Origin of the sequence: Neobacillus drentensis (assembly GCF_036965645.1) — a bacterium.
In the GTDB taxonomy this organism is placed as follows: domain Bacteria; phylum Bacillota; class Bacilli; order Bacillales; family Cytobacillaceae; genus Neobacillus; species Neobacillus drentensis_D.
Genome location: NZ_JBALPZ010000182.1, coordinates 1 through 263, shown reverse-complemented (window position 1 = coordinate 263; position 263 = coordinate 1). Strand labels below are relative to the sequence as shown.

The window sequence follows — 263 nt, the reverse complement described above, 5'->3', positions numbered from 1 at the left end:
TTGTTTTGGTTCAATCTGTTTATAAAGATGATATTGAGCGGCTGCAGCGAGAAGCGGAAGCGATTCAAAACTTTATCGGAGGCTTTCTATGAGACGTTCACCCTTGTTTTCCGGTTTTATCTACCTCCTTCTAGGCGGGCTGTTTACTTACTTTGCCATTGACCATGTTCAAACAAACGGCTGGAGCTTTTTCAGTTACCTGCTCGTGATACTTGCTACTTTCGACTTTGGCTCCGGCCTTAAAATGATCCTTTTTCATATAA

General features: G+C 42.2%; 1 protein-coding gene and 1 pseudogene. Both read left to right on the top strand.

The genetic code is table 11. The annotated features are described in order from the left end of the window. Positions 1-92: pseudogene (locus V7266_RS30830) on the top strand (CPBP family intramembrane glutamic endopeptidase); the annotation flags it as partial. Continuing rightward, on the top strand, positions 89-263 hold a 175-nt coding region (locus tag V7266_RS26815), incomplete at its 3' end, for a YdiK family protein (RefSeq protein ID WP_335472275.1). The pseudogene V7266_RS30830 and the gene V7266_RS26815, both read left to right, overlap by 4 nt.